Here is a 20708-nt window from a genome sequence, read left to right on the forward strand (position 1 = left end):
CTCGCCTACTCTCGACGGGATGTTTTTGCTGCCCCCGCTCCACCACGTCCTCGTCCGCCTGAGTGCCCTGGCCGCCACCGTCGTCCTGCTGGTCGCCGGGTCGATGATCGCCGGCTCCCCGGCGCAGGCACTCGAGGAGGCACGGCCACAGGCCGCCGACCGGGTCCCGGCCGGCCGCTTCAGCATGGCCACGCTCAACCTGAAGAAGGGCATGAAGGTCCGTGGCATGCGCCACGACATCGGCCGGGTGATGCAGAGCGGCGCCTCCGTGATCGGGTTCCAGGAGCGCCTCGCCAGCCGCCCCGCGCTGCGGGCGAGCCTGCCGAAGTCGTGGACGTTGCTCATGCCCAGCGGACCCACGGGCACCGACGACAACCCGATCGCCTTCGACAAGGACGTCTGGAAGCTGCAGCGCACCCGGTCCGCCCTCCTGACCGGCACCACCTGGCGGCGCCCGCAGACCGGGCGGACGGCGCACGACCAGTACGGCGTCGTGGCGGTGCTCCGCCACCGCGTCAACGGCCACGTCGTCCGTGCCGTGAGCTTCCACCTGCCCAACCACCTCCACAACCGCCGCACCGGCGGGCCCAACTACGCCAACCGCGCCGGCGTCGAGGCCATGTGGCGGATGGCGGCGCGGGTCCGCGAGCTGAAGCAGGACGCGCCCGAGCCGCACCAGTTCGTGGCGCTGTGCGACTGCAACGTCACCGACAACCGCGACACCACCGACGACCTCGTCAAGGGGCGGATCACCAGGCCGCTGCGCCTCGAGACCAACTACAGCGCCACCGGCCGCACGGGGTCGGGCATCGACTACGTGATGGCCGAGCGCAGGGCGGACTTCCGGATCGACTCCTCCCGGACCTACCGTCACCTGGTCACCGACCACCCGGGCATCGTCGCCACGTTCACGCGCGCGCGCTGAGGCCCGTCGGCGCGGGCGTCGCACGACGACTACGGGCCGACGCCCACTCCGGCCTCCACCACCCCCTCGACGTAGCCGGCCGGACGGCCAGGCGACCTGCTCGTCGACCCGGCGACCGAGCGCCAGTGCCGCCTCCATGTGTCGCGGCTGTCGCCGACAGCGACGTGATCGACGCTCGGGAGACGCTCGCCGACGGCGCGTGCCAGCCGAACGCCCTGCGGGGACAGGTGCGGGCCGGTCTCCGTGGTCGGGTGCCACTGCGGGTGAGGGAGTGTCGCGGGACGATCAGGGACGTCATCCAGTCGGACTGGACGGCGTCGGAGCGGTCGCGCAGGCGGTCGTCCAGCGAGCACGGCACGGAGGTCGTTCGGTGCGCTGACTGGGTGTGTCCCTCGCTCAGGCGCCTCTGGGACCCGTATGCCGTAGCCCTACATCATGCTGATCACATCACCGGCGACCGCGATGTCCAGACCGTGTGAGTCCTCGCCAGAGGGTGTGGCTTTGTCCGCACCCGATGGACTCTCCGCAGCAAAGTACGCACCATCCGGGTAGTCCCCGAGGTACTTCGGGTGGGAGGCATCATCGTCGCTGCTACGCACTGACCCATCTCACCTCGGCACGGCTTCCGGATCTCGGTGCGGGCTCAGGCGGTCAATGCAACACCTCGGCTAGTGCTTGCGATGGTGTCTTGAACCCGAGGGTCTGTCGAGGTCTGTCGTTGAGCTCGAGTGCGATGGCGTCGAGGTCGACTTGGGTGAGGGTCTTGAAGTCGACCCGCCGCGGCAGGTACTGACGTAGAAGGCCGTTGGTGTTCTCGTTGCTCCCGCGCTGCCACGGTGACTTGGGGTCACAGAAGTAGACCTGGATCCCGGTCTCGTTGGTGAAGCGTTTGTGCTCGGCCATCTCGTGGCCCTGGTCCCAGGTCAGCGACTTGGCCAGCTGTGCAGGTAGGTGCGCGACGGCGGCGGCCAGGGCGTCAGCGACGACGTCGGCCTTGTGGCTGCCGCCGGGTAGTCCGACGAGCAGCAGGTAGCGAGTAGAGCGTTCGACCAAGGTGGCCACTGGGCTCATCTGCTTGCCGAAGACCAGGTCGCCCTCCCAGTGTCCGGGCACCGCACGGTCCTCGGCTTCAGCGGGACGCTCACTGATGTTCACGATCCCCGGCCGCCCGCCTCGACCGTCGGGGAGCCGGACCCCGTGCACGCGTCGGATCACCCGACCGGTGCGCAGGTAGGCGGTCAGCTCCTTGCGCAGCGCACCGCGTGACTGCACGAACAGCGTGCGGTAGATGCTCTCGTGCGACACGTGCATCTCCGGGTCTTCGGGATAGGTGAGCTTGAGCCAGCCGGCGATCTGCTGGGGCGACCATCGTCGCTGAAGCTTCGCGGCCACGATGCCAGCCAGCACCGGGTTGGTGGCTAGCTTGCATGCCTTGGGTCGGGTCGCCCTGGCCCAGGCGTGCTGGTCCGCGGACGCGGCCCGGTAGCCACGCCGGCCGCCGTTGCTCGCGACCTCACGGCTGATCGTCGACGGCGAGCGACCCAACCCGGCCGCGATCGCCCGCAACGACAAGTCGGCGGCCAGGCCGCGGGAGATCTCCTCACGCTCCTCGAAGCCCAACCGGCCTGCTGAGCGGTGACGTGGGTCAGGTCTGATCCCGCCGCAACGCAGCAAGTAGGCCCGCACCGTGCTCGTCGACAATCCCAACGATCGCGCGGTCGGCTTCACCGCGTGCCCAGCACGCATCCGCGACCAGATCTCATCAATGTCTGCTGGCGACAACCTCTGATAGTTCTGACGCGCCATCGCGACCTCCTCGACTTAAGGAGTGTTGCGCTGACCGGTTGAGAACGCCGGCTGATACGCGCACTGCGCGCGGCGGCACCTGCGGCCGCTTCGATGGATCGAGCGTCGTTGAGAGGTGTCCGAGCGCTATGGTCGCCGCGTGGTTGCCCCTGCATCCCAGCACCAGACACTTCCCTCACTGTCGACAGATCGTCTCGTGCTTCGACCCGTCGAACTCGGGGATCTGGATCTGATGGTCGCCCTGAACTCCGATCCAGCAGTCATGACCTACATTCGAGGGCGCGGCGCGACCCCAGATGAAACCGCCGCAGAGTGGCGGCAGCGCCTTGACCACCAAAGCGATGCAGCGCGCGGACTCGGATACTGGGCCGGGTTCCATGCTGGCGTCTTCGTGGGATGGTGGTCGGCGTCGTCATTCGAAGGACGTCCCGAGATCTCTGGCATCGGCTACCGACTGCGAGCCTCGGGCTGGGGCCGCGGACTTGCCTCGGAGGGCGCCACCGTAATGATCCGACAGGCGTTCGCGTGCCGCGACATTGACCGGGTGTTCGCCTCCACCATGGCAGCGAATGCCGGGTCGCGCCGCGTGCTGGAGAAGTTGGGGATGACGAAGTACGCGTCGGGTGCGGTGTCTCAGGACAGGCAAGAGATACCTGGCTGGGAGCACGGCGAGGTGGCCTACGAACTTACCCGCGCCAAGTGGTCGCGTCCCACACTGGATAGGAACTAATCGTCCGTTGTCGCACGGCCTGTCATCGGCATGGCGGACGCACGAGTCGCGGCAGATCCGGGCGAGCATAGCCGCCCTCAAGGCGGCAGATCCGGGCGAGCGTAGCCGCCCTCAAGGCGGCCTGTGCGGGACGCCCCTCGACGTCGTGCCTGTCAATCGCCTTGTGCCCAAGCGGCGACCGGCAAGGACAGGTACACCCAACCTCTTTCGTCCCGCTGGCTTTGACCACCGCGTCGCAGAGCCGGTCACACCGCTCCTGACGTGTCTCGGCACGACTTGCGAACCACTTCGACCCAACCTCGATGACGACGTCCAGCCCGCCGGAATCGAAGGGGCCTCGTTGGCGGAATCGGACGTCCACGTCACCTGGCTGCAGCATGCCGCCGTACGGCTCCTCAGGACAATCAACAGCGAGTGAGACCGCGTGCGGGAGAGCCTCGGCGAGGGCCCGCAACTGTGCGGTGGCGATCAAAGGGTCGTGGGTGACCTCGGCGATGGGCATGGGGTGACGCTAGTTCCCCACATGGACGGGTGCGTCCTCTCGCGGCAGTTCCCGCGCACTATCAGCGGCAGATGAGTGCGTTGCCGTCTCGTCCCAAGAGACGACGCGCGTGAGGCTGACCTACTGCCCGACTCGGCCGTCGATGCACTCGCGCAGCAGGTCGGCGTGCCCGCAGTGCCGGGCGTACTCCTCGATCCGGTGGACCCACAACTCACGCACCGCGATACCACGTTCGCCGATCCGCTCAGCCGGGTCCGGATGTTCGGCCAACGCTAGGTCAGTAGCGGCCTGCTCCCGAGCAAGATCGTCGAGGGCGCCGTCGACCGTCGTCTGCTCGCCGACGGCTTGTTCGAAGTCGGCATCACACTCGCCGTACACCTTCGGCGCGGGCTCCCCCGGCACGATCCAGTTGCGCCAGTCCCGTTCCGCCTCGGCCAGGTGACGCAGGAGTCCAAGCAACGACATGGTCGACGGCGGCACCGAGCGGCGCGCCAACTGCTCGGGACTCAACCCCTCGCACTTCATCAACAGGGTCAAGCGATAACTGCTCAGGTAGTCCTGCACCGTCGCCAACTCGCCATCCGGGCTGACGCCGTCACTGTAGCGGGGATCATCCGCCGGATCTGCCCACATGTCGGGGTAGACGCTCGCCTGACTCCAGCGTTCGGGTACGTCCTTCATCCCGCCATGGTGTTGGCCAGGAGCGCGCGCCGCAAGCGATCCAACCTTCCGCACAGCGGCAGATCCGGGTATCCCGATTCTGGACTTCTACAGGCGGCTGCGCATGTCAGGACAGGGGTACTGAGGAGACGTCTTGCACTCGTGACACGAGTGCTCAACCAGACCGACACCCACAACCAACAGGCGGGTCGTCGGCCACCTTCGGCGACCACGTGCAGGAGATCACACAATGGCCACTGTTCCCGGCGGCGATGCCGTCAAGGGCCTCGCCATCCAGGCAGCTGGTTGGATATTGGTCCTGCTGGGACTGGCCGCGCTGGTACTTCCCGGGCCGGGTCTGCTCGCGCTCTTTGCCGGGATGGCACTCCTTGCGACGCAATACCGGTGGGCCGAACGCCGACTCTCCCCGGTGAAGAATGCCGCGCTGAGAACGGCGGCCGACAGCGTCGCCTCATGGCCACGCATCTGCGCGTCACTCGTCGGCGTGGTCGCTCTCGTCGCCACTGGCATCGTCTGGGGGTTGCGACCACCCGTTCCGGGCTGGTGGCCGATAGCCGACCGCTGGTGGCTCCTCGGCGGATGGGGCGCCGGCTCCACCCTCATCTTCTCCGGACTCGTCGCCGGGGCCATGGTCGTGTACTCCTACCTGAACTTCCGTGGGAGCGGACAGGATGGAGCCTCTAAGGACCAGCTTGGCCCGTGATCCCGGGTTCACCTTCACGACCTTGTGACACCAGAGACGCCGAGGGCGCGGGAGGTGCGCCGCGCCCATCGGCAGATCTGCGCATCGCGGCAGATGAGTGCGTTCGGCGGACCGCTGCTGCGTCGCGGGACGTCCAAAACTGACATGCCACCAAGACGGTGCACCCCCTACCCTTGCGTCATGGAGTTCCTGACGGTGCCGAAGGCTAAACCGGGTGACAAGGTCGCGATCGTGTCGCCGTCGTTCGCTGCGCCCGCGGTGGCTCCCGCGATCCACGAGCAAGCCATGGAACGCCTGCGGACCGTGACCGGGCTTGAGCCCGTGGAGTACCCGACGACTCGCAGACTCGGCGCGACTCCGAGCGATCGCGCGGCGGACATCAATGCGGCGTTCGCGGACCCCAGCATCAGGGCCATCCTCTCGACCCTCGGAGGCGACGACCAGATCACCGTGGTTCCGCACCTGCGTCCCGACCTGGCCATCGCCGACCCCAAGCCGTTCTTGGGTTACAGCGACAACACCAACATCCTGAACTGGCTGTGGACCCACGGCGTACCCGGCTTCCACGGTGGGTCAACACAGGTGCACCTCGGTCCTGGTGCCGGGGTCGACCCCGTTCACGAGCAGTCGTTGCGCGCGGCGTTGCTGACAGGCGAACAACTGGAGATCGTCGAGCCGGGCGAATCTGAGGACATGGGCATCGACTGGGACGACCCGCGCTCACTCCGCGAGAACGGGGTGCGGGAACCGACCGAACCATGGACTTGGGCTGGGCCGCAGCAGACGGTGACCGGTCGCACCTGGGGCGGATGCGTCGAAGTCCTCCAATGGCTCCTTACCGCCGGGCGCTTCCCTGCCGACTCGACCGTCCTCGACGGCGGCGTGCTGCTCCTAGAGACTTCTGAGGAACTCATCTCTGCGAGGCAGTTCGGGTGGGTCCTGCGTTCACTTGGCGAGCGCGGAGTCTTGGAGACCGTGCGCGCGGCGGTGGTCGCGCGCCCGCCGACGATGAACTTCGACGTTCAGCCCCCCGCCGACGAACGACAGAAGATGCGAGACGAGCAGCGGGACGCGGCCGTCAGCATCGTCGGGCGATACAACTCTAAAGCGTGCATCGTTGTCGGTCCCCCGTTCGGTCACACGCGACCCCAATGGATCCTGCCCTACGGCGGCACCGTCACGATCGATGGCCACCGCCAGGCGATTCTTGCCGACTACCGCTGATAACCAGTAGAACGGCGGGGCGATGTCGAGCGCCTCATCAGCAGGCCGAGCCGTCATCGTGCGTGGCTCGCTCATCGGCAGATCCGGTCGAGCGCCCTCGGCGAACCCGGCGGGACCACCGCCTTGATCTGGCCCTCGCGTACGAGTGGCCGCCTCCGCTAGAGCGCTTGAAGCACCGTCTCTACGTTGCGTCTGTTCTTTCCCCAGTCAGCCGACGTCGTGCGCAGTCTTGATCGCGATTCAACGCGAACCAAGGTGCCCTCCTCGCGCGCCAGTGCCGTCACGCGCACCACCTCACCCCACGACTTGAACGTGATGCCGACGGTCACCTCGAATGCGTCATCTGTGACGGACCGAAGGCCAGCGCGAGGAATGCGCACAGCGGCCTCGCGTGCCCGCGCAAGAGCCGCCTCAGGCGGGCCTGAGAACTGGGCTTCTGCGTGCGCGCGAATACCCATGTGAACCTCGACCGCGACCGTCATCTTGCGAGGGTACTGCGAGTTGAAGTCCCACTGTCGCGCCTAGATGCACGCTGATCTGCGCCGAAGCAGGCTGCCAACGCCGCGTCCGCTCATCGGCAGATGAGTGCACTGGCCGCGGCATGTCCGGGCGTTCAGAGGTCGTCGTCAGACCAGTCAGCGAGTCGGCTGATGACGCGACTCGATCCCGATGACCTCGGCAAGTTCGTCCCAGTCGTTGGGGCTCATGACGATCTCAACGGTGCGCCTCGTGCCTGAACCGTCCACGTAGGAGACCTCGATGCCCCCGGGCCCCTGCCTTCTCGGTCAGTGACGACCCATTGCCCGCCGGGCTCTGGAGTGAAGTCGTCGGGCGGCAGATCCCTGGTGGCGGAGGCGATCAACTCGACGCCTGAGTCGCACACGAGGTACGGCGTGTTGGCGGGGAGAGCGAGTAACCGCCTTCTGATGCGGTCAGGCGCTCCCGCGGGGACGCCCACGTCTCCAGCGACGCCAGTAGTCGGTCCCATGCGGGCACGTAGTTCATGTCCTCCGCATCTCAAGCCGAACCGAGTCACCTGTGCTCTTGCCCCAGCAGGTGCGAGGCGGACATCCCAGCATCGGGGCGCTTTCAGGCGGTTGGAGCTGCGCCGGCAGGTGGCGGAGTGACGTGTGGTCGATCCCTCAGGCCGGGTGCTCGCTGTCCGCTGCGGTCGCCTCCCAGGCATGCCCGTCCGGGTCGGTAACGACGGCTGTGTATCCCCAGGGTCTGGCTTCGGGGGCTGAGATGGATGTTGCCCCGACAGCGACCGCCGTTCGGTGCCAGGAATCGACGTCGGAAGGGTCTGTCAGCTCGAGACTGAGAATGCACTCACTCGCGGTAGGTGGGCTGATTGGCCGACCGTTGAGGACGTAGCGAAAGCCGTCAGTCGGAACCAGAATGACAGCGAATCCCTGGACGTCGATGACCAGCGGCTCGGGCACCCCATCGTCGGCTGTTGTGCCGGGAGTGTCCAGGCCGAGGTCACGGTAGAACCGGTACGACCGCTCGCGGTCGGCGATGGGTAGAGCGATGGACTTCATGGCATGAGTGTGGCTGAGCACCCGCGCGTCCGACTAGCGCCGGAGTGACGCACTCGTCGCGGCCAGATCCGGGCGAGCGTAGCCGTCCTCAACGCGGCAGATCCGGATGTGTGAATGTGAGTCGCCCAAAGGCAGGACCACGGCGTGGGTGCCGTTCAGCGGCGGGCGCCCCGTCGCAGGATCGGGCGGTACATGAACCCGTGCACTCTCGACGAGAAGCCTGCCGCGAGCGAGGCGAATCCAAGTGCAGCGAACCCCACGCCAACCAGTGGTTCCCCACTCTGTACGCTCCACATACCGAGCGCGAGCCATCCAGCGCCGAAGAACAGGTCCAGGGCCTGCGGTCGCGTCATGGCGAGACAGTCCCACACCTGACTCCCCATGCCAAGCGTCGCTCCGCAGCCGCGACAATGCCCGCACCCTCACATCGGTAGATCCGGTAACTGGCGTCGCCAATAGGGACACACCCAGTGAGACGTGCCGGTGGCCCCGCTACCGGGTGGGTGGCGGGGTGTGGGGCGGGGTCATGGTCGGCGGGGGTGGGGGATGCCCGGCGGTGCGGCCGTCTCTGCCTCGTCGATCCGGGTGGTGCCGGTGGGGTCGCGGCGGTAGCGGTGGCCGTGGGGGCTGGTCCACTCGAACGTGCCTGGCGCGGTGGTCGCGTAGCGCCAGGCGGTGTGGGTCTTGAGCCGGTGGTGCGACCGGCACAGGGCGGCGAGATTCTGCGTAGCCGTCGGCCCGGGCTGCGGTCTCCCGTCCGCGGCGGCGTCGTGGTCGAACTCGGTGACGTGGTCGATGTCGCAGCCGCGGGCGGGGCGGGTGCACCACGGGAACACGCAGGTGCGGTCCCTCAGAACGACTTGCTCCCGGATCCGGTCGGGGATCGCGTAGCCGGGCGCGGTGAGGTGGGCATTGAGGTCGATGACCGGCCTGATCGTGACCTTCGTGCGCGAGTCGGCGCACCAGTCCTTGACCTGGTCGAGCAGGACGAGCCGCTGGCCCTCCTCCAACCGGCCGGTCGGACCGAACACGGTGGTGTCGCAGATCGTGGCGTCGAGGTGAGCGTGGAGCACGACCTCCCGCGCGACCGGCAGGCCGTCATCGGTCCGCGTCGCTGTGGTGGTCCGGGTGCCCTGGTGGTGGAGGTCGAGGGCGGTCTGGGTGCGGGCGAGGTCACCGAGGGCTGCGGCCCGTCGCGCGTCGAGCGGCTCGGGTGAGCCGAGCGCGGCCAGGGTCGCGGCGCCGTGCGCGAGCGCGCGGTCGAGGTCGAGGGCGTCGGCGAGGTCGAGCTCGGCCTCGAACCGCATGGTGCCGGCGAAGTGCACGTGCTGGTCGTGGAGCGTCGCGTGACGCGGGTCGTCGTCGAGGTAGCCGTCCTCCGGATCGGAGGCCGGGTCGGGGGCGGCGAGGTCGAAGCGCTTGATGGTCTCGGCGACCAGCCGGTCGAGCTGGGCCGGCCCGATGCGGCCGGCGACGGCGGCGACCTGCGCGTCGACGTACGCCGCGGCCTGAACCGTCAGCGACGGTGTCGCGTGGATCGTGACCTCGGCGACGGCCTGGGCCCGCCACGCGGGGACCCGTCCGGCGTGGACCTGCGCCCACAACCGCGGGAGGCGGTGGCGCAGCTCGAGGGCGTGCCCGATGAGCCGCTTCGCCGACACCGTCGAGACGCCAAGCACCGAGCCGAGCTCGGCGACGCAGAACTCCGCGACCAGCGGCGTGCCCTCGCCCGCGATGGGCTCCTCGTGCTCACAGCCGGGCACGGTGAACGACGCCGCGTGGTGGATCGACTCCGGCGGGTGCAGGTCGGCCCACTGGGCGGCGAGCACGAGCTGGTCGGCCGCGGCCCGCTCCTCGACGAGGCGACGCTCGCGGATCGCACGCAGCACACCGGCGGCGGTGAGCTCCTCGACCCCACCCGCGTGCGGCACTGCCAGCATATCGATCATGTGTTCGATTATACTCTCCGTCGCCGACGATGACCATGCCGCGCGCTCGACCCGTTGATGTCCGACCGACACGGCGGTCCGGCCCCCTGTGATCGCGATCACGCGGGGGCTAGGTTGGCCGCGACCACCGGGAGCCGCCATGACCAGCGATGACCTGCACGCCCGACGCGTGGCCGCCGTGCGCGCCTGGACCCGCTTCGTCGAGGCCGGCGACGCCGACGCGGTCCGTCCGGAGATCCTGCGCAGCTGGGAGCTGTCCGGAGTCGTGTCCCCCGACGTGACGCAGGCCCCGCTCGACGACGAGGGCGACACCGCCGAGCTCTGGAACGCCTCCCCGCTGCAGACCGCCGTCACCCGCGTGCAGGACGAGCTGCGGCGCACCGCCGAGGACGGCGACCTCGTCATCGCGGTCACCGACGACCAGACCCGGATCCTGTGGACCTACGGCGGACGGGTGATGCGCCGCAAGGCCGAGACCGTCAACTTCGTGCCCGGCGGGCGCTGGGACGAGCGCAGCGTCGGCACCAACGCGCTCGCGATCGCGGGTCGCACGGCCGCGCCCGCGATGGTCTTCAGCGCCGAGCACTACGCGGAGGTCGTGCACAACTGGGTCTGCTGGGCCGCGCCGGTGTTCGACCCCGCCACGGGGCGGCCGCTGGGCGTGATCGACCTGTCGACGACGTGGGACCGCACCCACCCCATCGGCCTCGCGACGGCACGGGTGATGGCCCGGCTCATCGAGGGCGCGCTGCCCGCCGACCGGCGTACGACGCTCGCCGGGGACGCGGCGCCGGCCGAGCCCGGCCTCACCCTCACCCTCCTCGGCACCGCGCAGGTGTGGCTCGACGGCCAGCGCCTGCTGCTCAACCGGCGCCAGACCGAGATCCTGGCGCTGCTCGCCCTGCACCCGTCTGGCCTGTCGGTCGAGCACCTCCACGCGCTCCTCTACGGCGACGCCTCGGTGACCACCTCGACGCTCAAGGCCGAGGTCTCCCACCTGCGTGCCGCCCTGTCGGGCCAGCTCTCCTCGCGCCCCTACCGGCTCACGATGCCGGTGGCCACCGATGTCGAGGAGGTGCAACGGCTGCTGCGTCGCGGCGAGGTGCGTGCCGCGGTCCGGGCCTACGGCGGCGACCTCCTGCCCGGCACCGACTCGCCCGCGCTGGCGCAGATGGGCGACTACCTCGCCGTCAGCGTGCGCGAGGCGCTGCTGGCCACCCCCGACCCTGACGCGGTCCTGCGCTACAGCGAGCTCGCGCCGTACGACACCGCCGTGGTCGAGGCCTGCCTCGCCGCGCTCCCGGTGCACCACCCCGTCGCCCCGCTGCTCAAGGGCCGGCTCGCCAGCGCCCGCTGAGACCAGCCCCACGTCGAGGCGGTGCCCACCGACGTCGAGGTCGGCAAGGGCGGGTGGCTCTCCGTCACCCTCCTGGCCGGTGGGCCCGAGGACGGCAGCACCGGCGCCCCGGGGCCGGCTGGTCCACACCGACCAACCGGGTGCCAACCCGGCCCGACCTAGCGTCGGCGCCGAGTGACCCACCTCACCCACACGGAGGCGCCGCATGACCAGGATCCAACTCACCGTGGACGGAGCGGCGGTCTCCGACGACGTCGAGCCCAGGATGCTGCTGGTGCAGTACCTGCGCGAGCGGCTCGGCAAGACCGGCACCGTGATCGGGTGCGACACCTCCAACTGCGGGGCGTGCACCGTCCACCTCGACGGCACGAGCGTGAAGTCGTGCAACGTGCTCGCCGTGCAGGCGGCCGGGCGCACCGTCACCACGATCGAGGGGCTCGCCGACGCGGCCGAGGGCGACCTGCACCCGGTGCAGGAGGCCTTCCGGGAGTGCCACGGCCTCCAGTGCGGCTTCTGCACGCCGGGGATGATCATGCAGGCCGTCGACCTGCTCGCCGAGAACCCGCAGCCCACCGAGGAGGAGGTGCGGCTCGGCATGGAGGGCAACCTCTGTCGCTGCACCGGCTACCACAACATCGTCCGCAGCGTCCTCCACGCCGCCGGCCAGACGGCGGCGGGTGAGCCCGCATGAGCACCACGCAGGACCGCCCCGCGGCCGAGATCGGCAGGGACCGGCGCCGCAAGGAGGACCAGCGGCTGATCACCGGTCGCACCCGCTGGACCGACAACATCACGCTGCCGGGGATGCTCCACCTCGCGATGGTGCGCAGCCCCTTCGCCCACGCGCGGATCGTCTCCGTCGACGTCGAGGCCGCCAAGGCCTCGCCCAACGTGGTCACCGTGCTGAGCGGCAAGGACTTCGGTGAGGAGCTCGGCGCCTGCATCAACGCCTGGCCGATCACCCCCGACCAGAAGACGCCGGCCCACTCGCCGATGCCCGCCGACCGCGTGGCGTTCGCCGGCGAGGTGGTCGCGGTCGTGGTCGCCCGCAGCGCCGCCGAGGCGCGCGACGCCGCGGAGCTCGTCGACGTGGAGTACGACGAGCTGCCCGCCGTCGTCGGCATCAAGAAGGCATTGGCAGACGAGGTCCTCGCCCACCCCGACCTCGGCACCAACAAGTCGGCCCTGTGGGTCTTCGACTCCCAGGAGGCCGGGACCGGCAGCGACGTCGAGGCGGCCATCGCCGAGGCCCGCACCAGCGGCATCGTCATCGAGCGCGAGTACCGCCAGCAGCGGCTGATCCCCGCCTTCATGGAGCCGCGCAGCGTCGTCGTCGACCCCACGGGCGAGCAGCTCACCATGTGGTCCGCGACCCAGATCCCGCACATCCTGCGGTTCGCCCTGGCCGCCACCACCGGCGTGCCCGAGTCGAAGATCCGGGTCATCGCCCCCGACGTCGGTGGTGGCTTCGGCGGCAAGCTGCAGACCACGCCCGAGGAGTGGATCGCCTGGGCCGTGGCGCGACGGCTGGCCAAGCCGGTCAAGTACACCGAGACCCGCAGCGAGAGCCTGATGGCGGCCCACCACGGCCGCGACCAGGTGCAGACCCTGACCCTGGCCGCGGACCGCGACGGCCGGGTCACCGGCCTGAAGGTGCACCTCGACGCCGACCTCGGCGCCTACGTCGCGATCGTCGGCGGCGGCGTGCCGGTGCTCGGCGCGTTCATGTACAACGCGATCTACAAGTTCCCCGCCTACCGGTTCGAGTGCCAGACGGTCCTGACCAACACCACGTTCACCGACGCCTACCGCGGCGCGGGCCGACCCGAGGCGACCTACGCGGTCGAGCGGCTGATGGACGAGCTCGCCGCGGAGGTCGGCGTCGACCCGCTCGAGATCCGCGAGCGCAACTGGATCACCCACGAGGAGTTCCCGTTCACCACCGTGGCCGGGCTCGAGTACGACAGCGGCAACTACGAGGCCGCCACCGCCAAGGCCCGGGAGTCGTTCGGCTACGACGCCCTCCGCGCGGAGCAGCGCGAGCGCCGCGAGCGCGGCGACCGGGTGCAGCTCGGCATCGGCGTGTCGACCTTCACCGAGATGTGCGGACTCGCCCCGAGCCGGGTGCTCGGCAGCCTCGACTACGGCGCCGGCGGCTGGGAGCACGCGAGCGTGCGGATGCTCGCCACCGGCACGGTCGAGATCGTCACCGGAGCCAGCGCCCACGGCCAGGGCCACGAGACGGCGTTCAGCCAGATCGTCGCCGACCGCCTGGGGGTCCCGTTCGAGGACGTCGAGGTGCTGCACGGCGACACCCAGATCGCCCACAAGGGCCTCGACACCTACGGCTCGCGCTCGCTCGTCGTCGGCGGCGAGGCGCTGGTGCGCGCCGTCGACAAGGTCGTGGAGAAGGCCAAGCACCTCGCGGCACACCTGCTCGAGGCCAGCGCGGACGACCTCGACTACGCCGGCGGCCGCTTCTCCGTGCGCGGCACCGACCAGGGGGTGTCGATCCAGGAGCTCGCGACCGCGGCCTTCGCGGCGCACGACTACCCCGAGGACATGGAGCCGAGCCTCGACGCCGACGCGACCTTCGACCCGGTCAACTTCAACTACCCGCACGGCACCCACCTGTGCGCGATGGAGGTCGACACCGAGACCGGTGCGGTGAGGATGCGCAAGTACACCTGCTGCGACGACATCGGCACGATCATCAACCCGCTGATCGTCGCCGGGCAGGTGCACGGCGGCCTGGTGCAGGGGATCGCGCAGGCGCTGTGGGAGGAGGCCGTCCACGACGAGTCGGGGACGCTGGTGAGCGGGTCGTTCGTCGACTACCTGCTGCCGACGTCGGCCGACACGATCTCCTTCGACGTCGTGCACACCGACGAGCCCAGCGTCTGCACCACCAACTCGCTCGGCACGAAGGGCGTCGGCGAGGCCGGCACCATCGCGTCCACGCCGGCGGTCGTCAACGCCGTCGTCGACGCCGTTCGACACCTCGGCGTCGCCGACGTCCAGATGCCGTGCACGCCCGAGCGCGTGTGGCGCGCGATCCAGGACAGCAGGGAGGGCGGGGCCACCGAGACGCCCCCCGACGCGATGCCCCACTTCCAGGAGGGCGCGCTCAACCAGGACCCCACCTCCGGGGAAGGAGCAGCCCAGTGATCCCGGTGCAGTTCGACTACCTCGCCCCGACCTCGGTCGAGGAGGCGCTGGCCGCGCTCGGCCGGCACGGCGACGACGCCAAGATCCTGGCCGGCGGGCAGAGCCTGCTGCCGGTCCTGCGGATGCGGCTCAACGCCCCGGAGGTCGTCATCGACCTCGGCGGCATCTCCTCGCTGCGGGGCATCCGCGACGACGGCGACGCCATCGTGATCGGCGCGATGACCACCCACCACGACGTGCGCGACCATGCCCTGGTCAAGGAGCACGCCCTGCTGCTGTCGAAGGCGGCGGCCGAGGTGGCCGACTCGCAGATCCGGCACCGCGGCACCTTCGGCGGGGCGCTGGCGCACGCCGACCCTGCCGGCGACCTCGGCGCGCCGGCGCTCGCGCTGGGCGCCCGGTTCGTCATCGCGGGCCCCGGCGGCACCCGCACGGTCGAGGCCGACGACTTCTTCGTCGACCTCTTCGAGACCGCGATCGGCGAGGACGAGATCCTCACCGAGGTGCGGATCCCCAAGCACACCGGTTGGGGCGCCCACTACGAGAAGTTCGTCCGGGTCGCCCACCAGTGGCCGATCGTGGCGGTCGCCGCGACGGTCCGCGGGTCGATCGACGAGGCGAAGGTCGGCCTGACCAACATGGGCTCCACCCCGCTGCGCGCCCGCGCCACCGAGGCGGCGCTGGCGGGCGCGACCGCCACCGAGGACGGCGTACGCGAGGCGGCGCAGCTCGCGTCGGAGGGCACCAGCCCGCCGTCGGACCTCAACGGCGCGGCCGACTACCGGCAGCACCTCGCCCGTGTGCTCACCGGCCGGGCGGTGCTCACGGCGGCGGGGTCGTAGGCGTGGAGCTCAGCCACCGCTTCACCGTCCCGATCGGCGTCGAGGAGACCTGGGCGCACTTCAACGACATCGCCTCGGTCGCCGAGTGCTTCCCGGGCGCGCAGGTCACCGAGGCCGACGAGGAGTCGTTCGCCGGCTCGGTGAAGGTCAAGCTCGGCCCGATCGCCCTGCTCTACAACGGCAGCGGCACCTTCGTGGAGAAGGACCCCGCGGCCCACCGCTTCGTCGTCGAGGCCAAGGGCAAGGACAAGCGGGGCAACGGCACCGCCGGCGCGACCGTGACGGTCTCGATGGACGACGCCGGGGGGTCCACCGACGTCTCGGTCGCGACCGACCTGTCGATCACCGGCAAGCCGGCGCAGTTCGGGCGCGGCGTGATGCAGGACGTCTCCGACAAGCTGCTCGGCCAGTTCGTCGCCTGCCTGGAGCAGCGGCTCGCCGAGCCGGAGGTGGCCGAGCCGGCACCAGAGGCGGCGGCCGAGCCGGCTCCCCAGCCGGCGGTGGTGCCACCCGTGCCCCAGGAGCCGGAGCCGGAGCCGGAGCCGGAGCCCGAGCCGGAACCCGAGGCGCTCGACCTCGGCAGCACGGTGCTCCCGGTGCTCGCCAGGTCCTACTGGAAGCAGGCGCTCGCGGTGGTCGTCGGCCTGCTGGTGCTGCGCCGGCTGCTCGGCCGGCTGCTCGGGAGGTAGGGGCTCAGAACACGTTGAGCGGGCGGTACTGGACCGAGATCCGCGGCCCGGCGTGGGCGACCTTGGGCACCGCGTGCTCCCACGTGCGCTGGCACGAGCCGCCCATCACCACGAGGTCGCCGTGGCCCATGGTGAGGGCGATCGACGCGCCACCGCCCCGCGGGCGCAGCAGCAGGCGCCGCGGGTCGCCGACGCTGACGATCGCGACCATGGTGTCGGCCGCGCGGCCGCGGCCGATCGTGTCACCGTGCCACGCGACGGAGTCGCGGCCGTCGCGGTAGTAGCAGCAGCCGGCGCTCACGAACGGCTCGCCGAGCTCGGGCAGGTAGTGCTCGCTCAGCTCGGCGCGGGCCTGCGCGAGCGCCGGGTGGGGCAGGGGGTCGGCGGCGAGGTAGGTGTGGACCAGCCGTGGCACGTCGACCACCGCGTCGTACATCTCGCGCCGCTCGGCGCGCCAGGGCACCCGCTCGACGAGGGCGCTGAAGACGTCGTCGGGCGCGGCGAGCCAGTTGCGCTGGACGTCGACCCAAGCGCCGCGGGAGAGCTGGCGGCGCTCGGGGGCGAGCCCCGCGTGCTCGGCGGGGGCGTCGGCGAAGAGGGACGTCTGGAAGTCCACGAGCACGACGATACCCCATGGATCGAACACGCGTTCGAACATCAAGAAATCGTCAAGGCTTCACCGTGGTCTGGCTCAAAGGGGAGACGCCGATCCGGCCCAGTCCTAGCCTGAGACGCATGGATCACGTGGACCTGGCAGTCCCGCGTCAGCGGGCGCTGAAGCACGTCCAGGTCCGCGAGCACGTGCGGGGCCTGATCGAGGCCCAGCCCCCCGGCTCGGCAGCACCGTCCGAGCGCGAGCTCGTGGCCCGCTTCGGCGTCGCTCGGATGACCGTGCGCCAGGCGCTCGACGCGCTCGTCGCCGAGGGCCTGCTCGAGCGCATCCCGGGACGCGGCACCTTCGTCGCCCAGCCACCCAAGCCCGCGGGGCGGCTCACGTCCTTCACCGAGGAGATCCGCCGACGCGGGATGCTGCCGGAGTCGCAGACGCTGCTCGCCCGCGTGGAGCAGGCCGGGCCCGGCGTGGCCCGCGCCCTCGACATCTCACCCGGCGACCCCGTGCTCCACTGGCGCCGCCTGCGCCGCGCCGACCAGGCCATCGTGTGCGTCGAGGACGCCTACCTCAACGAGGTGCTGCTTCCCGGCTTCCTCCAGCACGGCACCCCGACCAGCCTCTACGAGGCGCTCGCCGCCCGCGGCCTGCGTCCGACCGAGGTCGAGGACTCGATCAGCGCCGACCGGGCCAGTGCCGAGGAGGCGGCGGTCCTCGAGATCACCGAGGGCGACCCGGTGCTGCGCCACGCCCGCCGCGCGGTCTCCGAGGGCCGCATCGTGGAGGTCTCGCGCACCTGCTACCGCCACGACCGGTTCACGGTCTACCTGCAGCTCACCGACCGCTGAGACCGGCGAGCTCCCGCTCCAGGTTGGCCCGGGCGGCGTCCTCCCACAGCTCGCGCGCCTGCGGCGTGGCGAAGAGGTGCGCGCGCCCGACGAGGTCGCGCAGCACCGCCGCCCGGCCGGCGCGGAAGTCGTCGTCGCCGACGTGCGCGAAGTCGGCCCGCACGCCCGCCGCGTAGGAGTCGTAGCGCGCCCGCGGGGCGGCCAGGATGCCCAGGTCGGCGTCGCTGAGCGCCGCGCCGGCACCGTCGCCGGCCCGGGGCCTGTGGTGCACGGTCAGGCGCACCAGCCGGGCCACCTCCCCGGCGTGGGCGGCGGGCAGGGCGCGCTCGGCCCACGCGGCGGAGCGTTCCTCGTCGTCGGGGGCGCCGTCGTAGACCGCGTCGTGGAACCACGCGGCGAGCCGGGTCGTGACGGGGTCGAAGGTGGCGCCCGCCCCGGCGAGGCGGTCGAGCCGGTCGAGCACCTCGTCGAGGTGCAGCAGGTCGTGGTAGCCCGGGCGGTCCCACGCCGCGAGCAGCTCGTCGCGCAGCGCCTCGTGGTGGGGCAGGGGCCAGCGCGCCGCGAGGCTCACCGCGCCGTCGCCGCCTGCAGCTCCCGGGCCTCGGCGTGGCCCGAGGCCATCGCCCACCGGATGGCGCGGGTGGCCGCGGCGCCCAGCACCCGGTTGGTGACGGGCGGCACCGGCGGGAGGCGCAGCTCGCGGCGGGCGTCCGCGGGCAGGAGCCCGATCGCGGCCGTGGCGAGCGAGAGGTAGCCCGGCCGCGCGGCCAGGGGCAGGTCGGGGTGGAGCAGCAGGAAGCGGATCGCCTCCTGGGCGGCCGGGGTGCCGCGGAGCTCGGGACCGTAGGCCGCCAGCGTCGCGCGCAGGTCGTCCTCCGACCGCGGGGCGTCGACGACGCCGAGGTGCTCGGCCGCGACGGCGGCCTGGGCGACGTACAGGTCGCGCTCGGCGCCGACGAGCCGACGGTGGCCGTAGCGGTCGTGCGCGACGAGGAAGCTGTCGATCTCCGCGGCGTGCACCCAGCCGAGCAGGTGGGGGTCGGAGGCGGCGTAGGGCGTGCCGTCGGGCAGGGTGCCGGTCACCGACTCGTGCGCGCGCTGGACGGCGCGGATCATCTGCAGGGCGTCCTGCTCGGCGCCGAACGTCGTCATCGCGATGTAGGTCGACACCTGCGCGAGCCGCCCCCACATGTCGCCGCGGTAGCCCGAGTGGTCGGCCACGCCCTGCATGGCGGCCGGGTGAAGCGACTGCAGCATGATCGCGCGGATGCCGCCGACGAACATCGAGGCGTCGCCGTGGACGCGGCCGATCGGGGAGCCGGGCTCGAACCAGCGCGGTCCGGGCGTGCCGTGCACGCGCCGCCGGTTGCGTGGGCCGTCGGGCCCGGCCACCTTGCGGAAGAGCTCGGCACCGAGGCGGTCGCGAAGGGTCACCCCGCCGAATCTAGCCACGGCCGCGAAAAGCCGGGCCGTCGTCAGGCGTCGGCCGGGAGGTCGCCGGCGTCGACGATCCGGTAGGCGTAGCCCTGCTCGGCGAGGAACCGCTGGCGGTTCTGCGCGAAGTCGGCGTCGACCGTGTCGCGGGACACGATCGTGTAGAAGTGGGCGCTGCGCCCCTCGGTCTTGGGCCGCAGCAGCCGGCCGAGGCGCTGGGCCTCCTCCTGCCGCGAGCCGAACGACCCGCTCACCTGGATCGCCACCTCGGCCGAGGGCAGGTCGATCGAGAAGTTGGCGACCTTGCTCACGACGAGCAGCCCGATCTCACCGGAGCGGAACGCGTTGAAGAGCCGCTGTCGCTCCTTGACCGGCGTCTCGCCCTTGATCACGGGGGCGTCGAGCATCTCGGCGAGCTCGTCGAGCTGGTCGATGTACTGCCCGATCACCAGGGTCGGCTGGCCCGCGTGCTGGTGCACCAGGCGGCGTACGACGTCGAGCTTGGCGTGGGTGCACGAGGCGAGGCGGTAGCGGGTGTCGGGGTCGCTCGTCGCGTAGGCCAGCCGCTCGCCGTCGGGGAGGCTGACCCGCACCTCGACGCAGTCGGCCGGCGCGATCCAGCCCTGCGCCTCGATGTCCTTCCAGGGGGCGTCGTAGCGCTTGGGCCCGATGAGCGAGAAGACCTCGCCCTCGCGGCCGTCCTCGCGCACCAGCGTCGCGGTGAGGCCGAGGCGGCGACGCGCCTGCAGGTCGGCGGTCATCCGGAAGATCGGCGCCGGCAGCAGGTGCACCTCGTCGTAGACGATGAGGCCCCAGTCGCGGGCGTCCAGCAGCTCGAGGTGCGGGTAGACGCCCTTCCGCCTGGTGGTCAGGACCTGGTAGGTCGCGATGGTGACCGGGCGGACCTCCTTCACCGAGCCGGAGTACTCGCCGATCTCGTCGGCGGTGAGCGAGGTGCGCGCGACGAGCTCGTCCTTCCACTGCCGCGCGCTCACGGTGTTGGTGACGAGGATGAGCGTGGTCGCCCGCGCCTGCGCCATCGAGGCCGCGCCGACGATGGTCTTGCCCGCGCCGCAGGGCAGCACGACGACGCCGGAGCCGCCGTCCCAGAACGACTCGGCCGCCTCGCGCTGGTAGGGCCGCAGGGTCCAGCCGTCCTCGGCGAGGTCGATGTCGTGCGCCTCGCCGTCGACGTAGCCGGCGAAGTCCTCGGCCGGCCAGCCGAGCTTGAGCAGCGCCTGCTTGAGGTTGCCGCGCTCGCTGGGGTGGACCGCGACGCTGTCGTCGTCGATCCGGGCGCCGATCATCCCGGCGACCTTCTTGGCGCGCAGCACCTCCTCCAGCACGGGCCGGTCGGTGGACGACAGCACCAGGCCGTGGACGGGGTGCTTCTCCAGGCGGAGCCGGCCGTAGCGGCCCATCGTCTCGGCCACGTCGACCAGGAGCGCGTGCGGCACGGCGTAGCGCGACCAGGTCAGCAGGGCGTCGACGACCTGCTCGGCGTCGTGACCGGCGGCGCGCGCGTTCCAGAGCCCGAGCGGGGTGAGCCGGTAGGTGTGGATGTGCTCGGGGGAGCGCTCGAGCTCGGCGAAGGGCGCGATCGCCTTGCGCGCCTCGGCGGCCGACGGGTGGTCGACCTCGAGCAGCAGCGTCTTGTCGGACTGGACGATGAGGGGACCGTCGTTCATCGGTGGCCTCG

General features: G+C 70.9%; 20 protein-coding genes. 10 read left to right on the top strand and 10 right to left on the bottom strand.

Going from position 1 to position 20708, the window contains the following annotated elements; translation table 11 throughout:
* The first annotated feature begins 19 nt into the window (after positions 1 to 19).
* The gene (locus tag JX575_RS03495) at positions 20 to 925 is read left to right on the top strand and encodes a hypothetical protein (protein ID WP_186340277.1); all 906 of its coding nucleotides are present in this window, start codon (positions 20 to 22) and stop codon (positions 923 to 925) included.
* Between the two features lie 651 nt (positions 926 to 1576).
* Here JX575_RS03495 and JX575_RS03500 read toward each other — a convergent pair.
* Complete coding sequence (locus tag JX575_RS03500) at positions 1577 to 2731, bottom strand: IS30 family transposase (protein ID WP_206054361.1); 1155 nt, start codon at positions 2729 to 2731, stop codon at positions 1577 to 1579.
* A gap of 115 nt (positions 2732 to 2846) precedes the next feature.
* On the opposite strand from JX575_RS03500, the gene JX575_RS03505 reads away from it, so the two are divergent.
* Positions 2847 to 3461 carry a GNAT family N-acetyltransferase gene (locus tag JX575_RS03505; RefSeq protein ID WP_186342762.1) on the top strand — a complete coding sequence of 205 codons (615 nt, stop codon included), beginning with the start codon at positions 2847 to 2849 and terminating at the stop codon, positions 3459 to 3461.
* Positions 3462 to 3483: 22 nt separating this feature from the next.
* On the opposite strand, the gene JX575_RS03510 is transcribed toward JX575_RS03505, so the two are convergent.
* A complete protein-coding gene (locus JX575_RS03510; RefSeq protein WP_206054506.1) occupies positions 3484 to 3963 on the bottom strand; it encodes a hypothetical protein in 480 nt (159 codons plus the stop codon).
* A 120-nt stretch (positions 3964 to 4083) separates the two neighbouring features.
* On the bottom strand, positions 4084 to 4644 hold the full coding sequence (locus JX575_RS03515; RefSeq protein ID WP_186342763.1) for a DinB family protein: 561 nt from the start codon (positions 4642 to 4644) through the stop codon (positions 4084 to 4086).
* Positions 4645 to 4873: 229 nt separating this feature from the next.
* Between JX575_RS03515 and JX575_RS03520 the strand changes: the two genes are divergently transcribed.
* Together JX575_RS03520 and JX575_RS03525 are read left to right on the top strand one after the other, a co-directional pair.
* Positions 4874 to 5347 carry a PGPGW domain-containing protein gene (locus JX575_RS03520; protein WP_186342764.1) on the top strand — a complete coding sequence of 158 codons (474 nt, stop codon included), beginning with the start codon at positions 4874 to 4876 and terminating at the stop codon, positions 5345 to 5347.
* Between the two features lie 180 nt (positions 5348 to 5527).
* Positions 5528 to 6571 (top strand): S66 peptidase family protein, encoded by a 1044-nt coding sequence (locus JX575_RS03525; protein WP_186342765.1) that lies wholly within the window; start codon positions 5528 to 5530, stop codon positions 6569 to 6571.
* 158 nt (positions 6572 to 6729) lie between these two features.
* On the opposite strand, the gene JX575_RS03530 is transcribed toward JX575_RS03525, so the two are convergent.
* The 3 genes from JX575_RS03530 to JX575_RS03540 form a co-directional block, all read right to left on the bottom strand.
* On the bottom strand, positions 6730 to 7053 hold the full coding sequence (locus JX575_RS03530) for a DUF1499 domain-containing protein (RefSeq protein ID WP_186342766.1): 324 nt from the start codon (positions 7051 to 7053) through the stop codon (positions 6730 to 6732).
* A 660-nt stretch (positions 7054 to 7713) separates the two neighbouring features.
* A complete protein-coding gene (locus tag JX575_RS03535) occupies positions 7714 to 8112 on the bottom strand; it encodes a VOC family protein (protein ID WP_186342767.1) in 399 nt (132 codons plus the stop codon).
* A 524-nt stretch (positions 8113 to 8636) separates the two neighbouring features.
* Entirely contained in the window at positions 8637 to 10061 is a 1425-nt protein-coding gene (locus JX575_RS03540; protein ID WP_206054507.1) for an HNH endonuclease signature motif containing protein, read from the bottom strand.
* A 139-nt stretch (positions 10062 to 10200) separates the two neighbouring features.
* Between JX575_RS03540 and JX575_RS03545 the strand changes: the two genes are divergently transcribed.
* From JX575_RS03545 to JX575_RS03565, 5 genes are all read left to right on the top strand, one after another.
* On the top strand, positions 10201 to 11418 hold the full coding sequence (locus JX575_RS03545; RefSeq protein WP_186342505.1) for a transcriptional regulator: 1218 nt from the start codon (positions 10201 to 10203) through the stop codon (positions 11416 to 11418).
* A 205-nt stretch (positions 11419 to 11623) separates the two neighbouring features.
* On the top strand, positions 11624 to 12109 hold the full coding sequence (locus JX575_RS03550; RefSeq protein ID WP_186342504.1) for a (2Fe-2S)-binding protein: 486 nt from the start codon (positions 11624 to 11626) through the stop codon (positions 12107 to 12109).
* Positions 12106 to 14586, top strand: coding sequence for a xanthine dehydrogenase family protein molybdopterin-binding subunit (locus tag JX575_RS03555; RefSeq protein ID WP_186342503.1), 2481 nt, complete (start codon positions 12106 to 12108; stop codon positions 14584 to 14586). Before JX575_RS03550 ends, JX575_RS03555 begins: the two co-directional genes overlap by 4 nt.
* Positions 14583 to 15428 (top strand): xanthine dehydrogenase family protein subunit M, encoded by an 846-nt coding sequence (locus tag JX575_RS03560; RefSeq protein ID WP_186342502.1) that lies wholly within the window; start codon positions 14583 to 14585, stop codon positions 15426 to 15428. The genes JX575_RS03555 and JX575_RS03560 overlap by 4 nt, the downstream gene beginning before the upstream one ends.
* Positions 15429 to 15430: 2 nt before the next feature.
* Positions 15431 to 16117 carry an SRPBCC family protein gene (locus tag JX575_RS03565; RefSeq protein ID WP_186342501.1) on the top strand — a complete coding sequence of 229 codons (687 nt, stop codon included), beginning with the start codon at positions 15431 to 15433 and terminating at the stop codon, positions 16115 to 16117.
* 4 nt (positions 16118 to 16121) lie between these two features.
* On the opposite strand, the gene JX575_RS03570 is transcribed toward JX575_RS03565, so the two are convergent.
* Complete coding sequence (locus tag JX575_RS03570) at positions 16122 to 16733, bottom strand: alpha-ketoglutarate-dependent dioxygenase AlkB (protein WP_241005318.1); 612 nt, start codon at positions 16731 to 16733, stop codon at positions 16122 to 16124.
* Between the two features lie 119 nt (positions 16734 to 16852).
* Between JX575_RS03570 and JX575_RS03575 the strand changes: the two genes are divergently transcribed.
* The gene (locus JX575_RS03575; RefSeq protein WP_186342499.1) at positions 16853 to 17575 is read left to right on the top strand and encodes a GntR family transcriptional regulator; all 723 of its coding nucleotides are present in this window, start codon (positions 16853 to 16855) and stop codon (positions 17573 to 17575) included.
* Here the strand turns inward: JX575_RS03575 and JX575_RS03580 are convergent.
* From JX575_RS03580 to JX575_RS03590, 3 genes are read right to left on the bottom strand one after another with little or no spacing between them, the layout of a single operon-like run.
* Positions 17562 to 18146: a hypothetical protein gene (locus JX575_RS03580; RefSeq protein WP_186342498.1), complete on the bottom strand. Its 585-nt coding sequence runs from the start codon at positions 18144 to 18146 to the stop codon at positions 17562 to 17564. The genes JX575_RS03575 and JX575_RS03580 overlap by 14 nt on opposite strands.
* Entirely contained in the window at positions 18143 to 19009 is an 867-nt protein-coding gene (locus JX575_RS03585; protein ID WP_206054508.1) for an oxygenase MpaB family protein, read from the bottom strand. Before JX575_RS03585 ends, JX575_RS03580 begins: the two co-directional genes overlap by 4 nt.
* Positions 19010 to 19050: 41 nt before the next feature.
* Positions 19051 to 20697, bottom strand: coding sequence for a DNA repair helicase XPB (locus JX575_RS03590; protein ID WP_186342496.1), 1647 nt, complete (start codon positions 20695 to 20697; stop codon positions 19051 to 19053).
* Between the last annotated feature and the right edge of the window lie 11 nt (positions 20698 to 20708).

Origin of the sequence: Nocardioides sp. zg-1228 (genome assembly GCF_017086465.1) — a bacterium.
Taxonomy (GTDB): Bacteria; Actinomycetota; Actinomycetes; order Propionibacteriales; family Nocardioidaceae; genus Nocardioides.

Bases quoted from the DNA above. Each gene is read 5' to 3' on its own strand.
- JX575_RS03540 (WP_206054507.1), bottom strand. From the start codon at position 10,061: ATGATCGATATGCTGGCAGTGCCGCACGCGGGTGGGGTCGAGGAGCTC.
- JX575_RS03555 (WP_186342503.1), top strand. From the start codon at position 12,106: ATGAGCACCACGCAGGACCGCCCCGCGGCCGAGATCGGCAGGGACCGG.
- JX575_RS03510 (WP_206054506.1), bottom strand. From the start codon at position 3,963: ATGCCCATCGCCGAGGTCACCCACGACCCTTTGATCGCCACCGCACAG.
- JX575_RS03520 (WP_186342764.1), top strand. From the start codon at position 4,874: ATGGCCACTGTTCCCGGCGGCGATGCCGTCAAGGGCCTCGCCATCCAG.
- JX575_RS03500 (WP_206054361.1), bottom strand. From the start codon at position 2,731: ATGGCGCGTCAGAACTATCAGAGGTTGTCGCCAGCAGACATTGATGAG.
- JX575_RS03515 (WP_186342763.1), bottom strand. From the start codon at position 4,644: ATGAAGGACGTACCCGAACGCTGGAGTCAGGCGAGCGTCTACCCCGAC.
- JX575_RS03550 (WP_186342504.1), top strand. From the start codon at position 11,624: ATGACCAGGATCCAACTCACCGTGGACGGAGCGGCGGTCTCCGACGAC.
- JX575_RS03525 (WP_186342765.1), top strand. From the start codon at position 5,528: ATGGAGTTCCTGACGGTGCCGAAGGCTAAACCGGGTGACAAGGTCGCG.
- JX575_RS03495 (WP_186340277.1), top strand. From the start codon at position 20: ATGTTTTTGCTGCCCCCGCTCCACCACGTCCTCGTCCGCCTGAGTGCC.
- JX575_RS03545 (WP_186342505.1), top strand. From the start codon at position 10,201: ATGACCAGCGATGACCTGCACGCCCGACGCGTGGCCGCCGTGCGCGCC.
- JX575_RS03535 (WP_186342767.1), bottom strand. From the start codon at position 8,112: ATGAAGTCCATCGCTCTACCCATCGCCGACCGCGAGCGGTCGTACCGG.
- JX575_RS03530 (WP_186342766.1), bottom strand. From the start codon at position 7,053: ATGACGGTCGCGGTCGAGGTTCACATGGGTATTCGCGCGCACGCAGAA.
- JX575_RS03590 (WP_186342496.1), bottom strand. From the start codon at position 20,697: ATGAACGACGGTCCCCTCATCGTCCAGTCCGACAAGACGCTGCTGCTC.
- JX575_RS03575 (WP_186342499.1), top strand. From the start codon at position 16,853: ATGGATCACGTGGACCTGGCAGTCCCGCGTCAGCGGGCGCTGAAGCAC.